This window comes from Mycobacterium sp. (assembly GCF_035623875.1).
Lineage (GTDB): Bacteria > Actinomycetota > Actinomycetes > Mycobacteriales > Mycobacteriaceae > Mycobacterium.
Window position 1 is genome coordinate 1 of the sequence record NZ_DASPSP010000238.1, and the last position, 2,941, is coordinate 2,941.

Below are 2,941 nucleotides of genomic sequence, written 5' to 3' on the forward strand. Positions count from 1 at the left end.
CCGGACAGCGAATACAGCGTGAAGCCGGGCGATTTCTCGGTGCCCATCGACCGGAACCAGTCCACACCGTTGAGGATGATCGGCGGAACGCTGGCGATGGTCTCGACATTGTTGATCACCGTCGGGCAGCCGTAGAGCCCGGCGACCGCAGGGAACGGCGGGCGCAGCCGCGGCTGGCCGCGGCGGCCCTCCAGCGAATCGAGCAGCGCCGTCTCCTCGCCGCAGATGTAGGCGCCGGCGCCGGCGTGGACCACCAGCTCCAGGTCGTAGCCGGAGCCGGCGATGTTGCGGCCCAAATAGCCCGCGGCGTAGGCTTCGGCGACCGCGTTCTGCAGGCGCCGCAGCACCGGCAACACCTCGCCGCGGACGTAGATGAATGCGTGGCTGGCCCGGATCGCGTACGACGCGATGATCACACCTTCGACCAAGAAGTGCGGGGTGGCCAGCATCAGCAGAATGTCCTTGCAGGTACCGGGTTCCGACTCGTCGGCGTTGACCACCAGGTAGTGCGGCTTGGCAGCCGCACCGCTGTCGCCCTGCGGGATGAACGACCACTTCGTCCCGGTCGCGAAACCCGCCCCGCCACGGCCGCGCAGCCCGGAATCCTTGATTGCGGTGATCACGTCGTCCGGCGGCATCTTCAAGGCTTTTTGCAGGGCCTGGTAGCCGTCGTTGCGACGATAGGTGTCAAGAGTCCACGACTGCGGGTCGTCCCAGAAGCGGCTCAGCACGGGAGCCAACGGTGTCTGAGGCCCCATTACTGACCTTCCCCTGCGCTGTCGGCCGCCGGTGCCGTCATCTTGCGTTCCTTGGCAACGCGCAGCCCAGCCAAGGTGGCCGCGCCCGCACCGCCCTGGCCTTGGTCGGGACGGGCGTCGGGGAAACCGGCCAGGATCCGCTCGGTTTCGCGGAACTTGCACAACGGAGCGCCGCGAGTCGGCGCCGGGGGTTGCCCGGCCCGCAGCCCGTCGACCAGCTTGCGTGCCGACGCGCAAGTCTGGTTGTCGTAGAACTCCCAGTTGACCATCACCACCGGCGCGAAGTCGCATGCCGCATTGCATTCGATGTGTTGCAGGGTGATCGAGCTGTCGGCGGTGGTCTCGTCGTTGCCGATGCCGAGGTGCTCTTTGAGCGAGTCGAATATCGCGTCGCCGCCCATGACAGCGCACAGCGTGTTCGTGCAGACGCCGACGAGGTAGTCGCCGGTGGGTTCGCGGCGGTACATGGTGTAGAAGCTGGCCACCGCCGCGACTTCAGCGCCGGTCAGTCCGAGCTGTTCGCTGCAGAATTCCAAACCGGCTGGTGTCACGTAGCCGTCCTCGGACTGCACCAGGTGCAGCAGCGGCAGCAGCGCCGACCGCGGGTTGGGATAGCGGCCGATGATCTCCTTGGCGTCGACTTCCAGCCGGGCCTGTACCTCTGGCGAATAGGACTCCGGTGCGCCCTCGACCACGAATTGGCCCGGCTCTTCGGGCGGTGGGCCAAGGCGGATGAACACCCGCTCGCCGCTGCCGCCGGGAGTCTGGGGTGCGATCATCGGTCCACCCCGCCCATGACGGGATCGATGCTGGCGACTGCGGTGATCACGTCGGCGACCATGCCGCCCTCACACATTGCGGCGACGGCCTGCAGGTTGGTGAACGACGGATCCCGGTAGTGCACGCGGTACGGGCGAGTGCCGCCGTCGCTGACCATGTGTACGCCCAGCTCGCCGCGAGGCGACTCGACCGCGACGTACACCTGCCCGGCCGGGACGCGGATGCCCTCGGTGACCAGTTTGAAGTGGTGAATCAGCGCCTCCATCGAGGTGCCCATGATCTTGGCGATGTGCTCGGGCGAGTTGCCCAGACCGTCCGGGCCGACTGTGAGGTCGGCCGGCCAGGCGATCTTGCGGTTCTCCACCATGATCGGGCCGGGCCGCAACTTGTCCAGGCACTGTTCGATGATCTTCAGTGACTCTCGCATCTCCCTGACGCGAATGATGTAGCGCGCGTAGGAATCACACGTGTCGTCGGTGATCACGTCGAACTCGTAGTTTTGGTAGCCGCAGTAGGGGTCGCTGCGGCGCAGGTCGTACGGCAAACCGGTGGCCCGCAGGGGCGGCCCGGTCACGCCCAAGGCAATACATCCAGTCAGGTCGAGGTACCCGACGCCCTGGGTGCGGGCTTTCCAGATGTAGTTGTCGTTGAGCAGGTTTTCGATGTCGTTGAGCCGACGCCCCAGCAGCTTCACGAGTTCCGGGATCTCGCTGAGGACTTCGGCCGGCAGATCCTGGGCCAGTCCGCCGGGCCGGATGTAAGCGTGGTTCATTCGCAAGCCGGTGACCTTCTCGAACAGGTTCAGGATCAGCTCGCGCTCGCGGAAACCCAGGAACATCGCCGTCATCGCACCGAGTTCCATGCCGCCGGTCGCCAGCGCGACCAGGTGCGAGGAGATGCGGTTGAACTCCATCATCATCACCCGGATGATGTTGACGCGTTCGGGAATCTCATCGGTGATCCCGAGCAGGTTCTCCACGCCCAGGCAGTAGACGGCTTCGTTGAAAAACGGTGACAGGTAATCCATTCGGGTAACGAACGTCACGCCCTGGGTCCAGTACCGGTACTCCAGGTTCTTCTCGATTCCGGTGTGCAGGTAGCCGATAACGCACCGGGCGTCGGTGACCGTCTCGCCTTCGATCTCCAGGATCAGCCGTAGCACGCCGTGGGTGGAGGGGTGCTGAGGTCCCATGTTGACGACGATGCGTTCACCGGGTTCGCCCGCGCGTGCCGCCTCGACGATCTCTTGCCAATCCTGGCCGACGACGGCCACCAGGGTTTCGCCGCCGCTGCCCTCGCCGTTGGGGCTGGTGGTCTCGCTCATCAGTCGTAGGACCTCCGCTCGTCGGGCGGGGGAATCCTCGCGCCCTTGTACTCCACCGGGACGCCGCCGAGTGGATAGT

At 65.8% G+C, this 2,941-nt stretch carries 2 protein-coding genes and 2 pseudogenes; all 4 read right to left on the reverse strand.

Features of this window, described 5'->3' with window-relative positions; genetic code table 11:
• A pseudogene (locus tag VEI45_RS19500) lies at positions 1-758 on the reverse strand (NADH-quinone oxidoreductase subunit F); the annotation flags it as partial.
• A complete protein-coding gene (nuoE, locus tag VEI45_RS19505; protein ID WP_324856172.1) occupies positions 758-1,537 on the reverse strand; it encodes an NADH-quinone oxidoreductase subunit NuoE in 780 nt (259 codons plus the stop codon). The gene nuoE and the pseudogene VEI45_RS19500, both read right to left, overlap by 1 nt.
• Positions 1,534-2,862 (reverse strand): NADH dehydrogenase (quinone) subunit D, encoded by a 1,329-nt coding sequence (nuoD, locus tag VEI45_RS19510; protein ID WP_324856173.1) that lies wholly within the window; start codon positions 2,860-2,862, stop codon positions 1,534-1,536. Before nuoD ends, nuoE begins: the two co-directional genes overlap by 4 nt.
• Positions 2,862-2,941, reverse strand: a pseudogene (locus VEI45_RS19515) (NADH-quinone oxidoreductase subunit C); the annotation flags it as partial. The gene nuoD and the pseudogene VEI45_RS19515, both read right to left, overlap by 1 nt.

Bases quoted from the DNA above. Each gene is read 5' to 3' on its own strand.
- nuoE (WP_324856172.1), bottom strand. From the start codon at position 1,537: ATGATCGCACCCCAGACTCCCGGCGGCAGCGGCGAGCGGGTGTTCATC.
- nuoD (WP_324856173.1), bottom strand. From the start codon at position 2,862: ATGAGCGAGACCACCAGCCCCAACGGCGAGGGCAGCGGCGGCGAAACC.